General features: G+C 40.3%; 3 protein-coding genes. 1 reads left to right on the top strand and 2 read right to left on the bottom strand.

Annotated elements, in window-relative coordinates; genetic code table 11:
* Nucleotides 1-176: 176 nt before the first annotated feature.
* The gene (locus MHN01_RS21230) at nucleotides 177-767 is read right to left on the bottom strand and encodes a hypothetical protein (RefSeq protein ID WP_239413296.1); all 591 of its coding nucleotides are present in this window, start codon (nucleotides 765-767) and stop codon (nucleotides 177-179) included.
* Nucleotides 768-2,059: 1,292 nt separating this feature from the next.
* Here MHN01_RS21230 and MHN01_RS21225 point away from each other — a divergent pair.
* Nucleotides 2,060-2,494 carry a hypothetical protein gene (locus MHN01_RS21225; RefSeq protein WP_239413294.1) on the top strand — a complete coding sequence of 145 codons (435 nt, stop codon included), beginning with the start codon at nucleotides 2,060-2,062 and terminating at the stop codon, nucleotides 2,492-2,494.
* Between the two features lie 331 nt (nucleotides 2,495-2,825).
* Here MHN01_RS21225 and MHN01_RS21220 read toward each other — a convergent pair whose 3' ends face one another.
* A complete protein-coding gene (locus MHN01_RS21220; protein WP_239413292.1) occupies nucleotides 2,826-3,083 on the bottom strand; it encodes a tyrosine-type recombinase/integrase in 258 nt (85 codons plus the stop codon).
* Nucleotides 3,084-3,334: the final 251 nt, after the last annotated feature.

Here is a 3,334-nt window from a genome sequence, read left to right as displayed (position 1 = left end):
CGGCACCGGTTTCAGTCTAAATTTTTCTGCCCTAAAACGGAAAAGCCCCCCGAGGGATAACTCAGGAGCTCAGTCGCCATCAATATGGACAGAGTGTCAAAGACTAGGAAGCAGATGGAGGGGTATTACGCCGAGTGTAACACATCGCCATAATGCGATTTTTATAACCTTTTCAATCACTTAAATACCTCAACAAGGTAAGGGGAGCAATACTTTTTATATTTAGAGATATATGCTGAATAAAATGTATGCTCTCCAAAGATATATTCATTTATCATCCATGTATTAGAGTTAACTTTATTGATCAATGAGATACAGTGGATTGTTTTGTAAAGCATAAATGCGACAGTAAAGTAGCCTACCAGTGATGATAAAGACAATTCATTAACTGTTACTATTGTAGATATACTTTGAAATGATAAGAATAGTAATCCAACAGTGATAATAAACTTAGGTATCAAAAACTTATAATAAGCAACTCTCATTAAACGCTCACTTTTAAAGTGAAGGTTTTTTAATGAGTTCGTTGTTTCAGTAACAGGGATACCATGTATGTTGATAATCCAACTATCTTTGCCTGACTCAACAAGTACAGATTCACTATTCTTCCAGCTTTGGATTAATATTGAAACAATAACTGAATAAACTACTTTGATTACTAGAATATAAATCAGTGCAGCAGGGTACCCTATCCAAGCTCCTACGAATGCAATGAGAACAAATAACAACCATATAGTTGGCCCCAACAGCTCTTCTAGTTTTTTCAAAATTATCTCCATAGTTAAAGTAGTTTTAGCATTATATTTTACGATCAGAGATCGTATACCTCATTCGTATATCATTCCTTGCTCTTGTTCAACTTTCGTTGACAAATCATACCCTTAAGAACAAACAGCGTAAAGCTACCAAAGAGGCATACGACCTAAGACAATGGCGAGGTTCGGCTGTCTCGACTGACCCCCTCACCGGTTTCTGAAACAACACCTAGCATCGTATCCACCTTAATGCTTCTGATTCGCCTAATCCAAGTCTTGCAATAACAACTTGAATTAAGTGGGAAGAAACACATGCTCGATGAGTTCAGGCTGTTCACGAACCGGTTCGTTGAGGCGGAAATGTCAACTGGTAGCAAGGGCAACACGTTCGGTGGAATCCTCATATTGGCAGATTTACCAATACTGTTGAAGAAGTGATAATTGGTCTAATGCACCCTCACTGGGCTGAGGAAATGGTGTTTTCTTTTGAATTTAACAATTACAACTAACTTAGAAAAAAGTACCGTTTAGAGCTCATCTTGAACTGTATGTCAGTGACAAATTCATCGCTCTGAAAAGCCATAACATGCGCCCAGTTGATTTCAGTATGCATTACCCGCTTGATTTGCCAGTATAGCCCCTCTTCATCAACCATTTCGGAGGCTCAGAGAAGCTTAGAGAAAGTTCTAATCTGGTGTAATTTTCTAGGTACCCATCTTTCCCTAAACCCGGCTGTTTAGGCCTATGCCAAGCCCCACCCCTTGGGCTGATATCTGGTGGTCATGCAGTACGGGTGAGAAATTAAGAATTAAGCTGCGCATTTCCTGAACCTATCTTATTACTAGTGCTAGTAAACATCGGGGCTCGGACACCACACTATGTTTGTGGTTTGCGCATTCTGGCGGTATGCGCAACTAAGGGAGAAAAAGAGTTCTCGGACTTTGGACGGGTTTGACCGTCATTTTTAGCAGTTCTTTAACATGGCAAAATCGTCCGCTAAGGCCCAGTATATCTGACATCTGTTAAAAAATTAAAGACGGGTTATATAAGTTCTAAGACTTTGGGGAATCCTAAAAGACACCTGGAACCTTAGTAAATATATGGTTGATCTATTGAGACTAGTCAGGCTGTAGATTGCAGGTATTAGGAATTTAGAAACATTATGGGCATTATTTGAGATTATTCCCAAAAACGATATATACATTCACCACCCTTATAAATTAAGTTGAACTTGTTGCACATGGGTGGAATAGTAGCAATGGTTTTATTGTTTATTAAATTAGTTTCACACTGATAGGAATAATATGAAAAAAGTATTGAAGGCTATTTTATGTGCATCTTTCATCTTACCAAGTTTAGCGTCAGCTGGAACTGCTGTAATACCAACTTTTGAAGTGTGGCAAGGTGCAACGTCATGCTACCGTATTTCAAATATTTCGAATGTGAGTACTAATGTTACTGTACGTTTTTATGGCAAAAATGGTGAAAGCTATACGGGGCCAATGAGTTCACTGTCATACATTGAGACACTAGGTTCCCCTTTTACACTGAACCCTCAGCAGACTGCAAAGTTTTGTTTGGACCCGAGTAGCCATAATTATGGGTATGGTGTTATTGAAAGTTCAGCAAGTGGAGCTGGGCAAGCATACTTAGTCGCAACTGGGGTGTATCACTCTAAGCACACTGATTACACAATGACGGAACATATGATTCCAGTCAATAATGGTATGCCATTTTAATATCTGAATTAATGATACTCCTCCATTAATATTGGAGGAGTATTAGCATTAAAGATATAGCTATTTGGGCCCTGTACAGAAAGTGGTAATCGATGATTTAGGCAATACCGACAAATATCTACCTCATGGACAAAAGTTACACTCACCGGCCCCATTACGACTAAGCCAGCATACGGACTGAAACAAACCCTAAAACCTGGCTCGACTTCCTTCACTAACGGCCCTACAGCTACTACCTTCCGCTGACTTGATAGTCGGCTTGGAAAAATGAAGTTACTTTCCTCAACAGGATCTCGCTCAACCACCACCCAATCATGCAATGGTCTCAGCTTCATAATACTCTCCCGTTTTTCAGCTCACGCAGCAAAGCCGATACTGGCGTTTGTATTTTACTTAACGGGTTACCACTATCCAGAACACTAGTCATCTTGCGTATAGCGATATGGGTGTAGATTGCCGAGGTTTTCAGATCGACATGGCCCATCAGCGCCTGAATCTGCAACGTCGAGGCATCTGATTCTGCCAGCTCAGCACCAAACAAATGTCTTAGGGCATGAGGCAGGTCTTCAGGAAAGCCTATAACAAACAAGCTTACTATGAAGGTCTAGTGGTGTACGGCCATATTGGGCCTGCAACGATAAAGGCTCTCAGGCCAACTTGGCCAAAGGGAGCTAACTAGTTCTCTTGCAATCACTAAACTGCAGCTAGGGAAACAGATACTTGGATATTTCTGAGGACCTGGAGAAACCAACAAAATCAACTTAAGATCAATAAATTAAGCAAATAAAAAGCCGCACCATTGCAGTGCGGCTTGGATTATATTTCTTTTCACCTTAGTCT

Origin of the sequence: Photobacterium sp. OFAV2-7 (assembly GCF_022347985.1) — a bacterium.
Classification (GTDB): domain Bacteria; phylum Pseudomonadota; class Gammaproteobacteria; order Enterobacterales; family Vibrionaceae; genus Photobacterium.
This window is presented reverse-complemented; position numbering and strand designations above follow the sequence as displayed.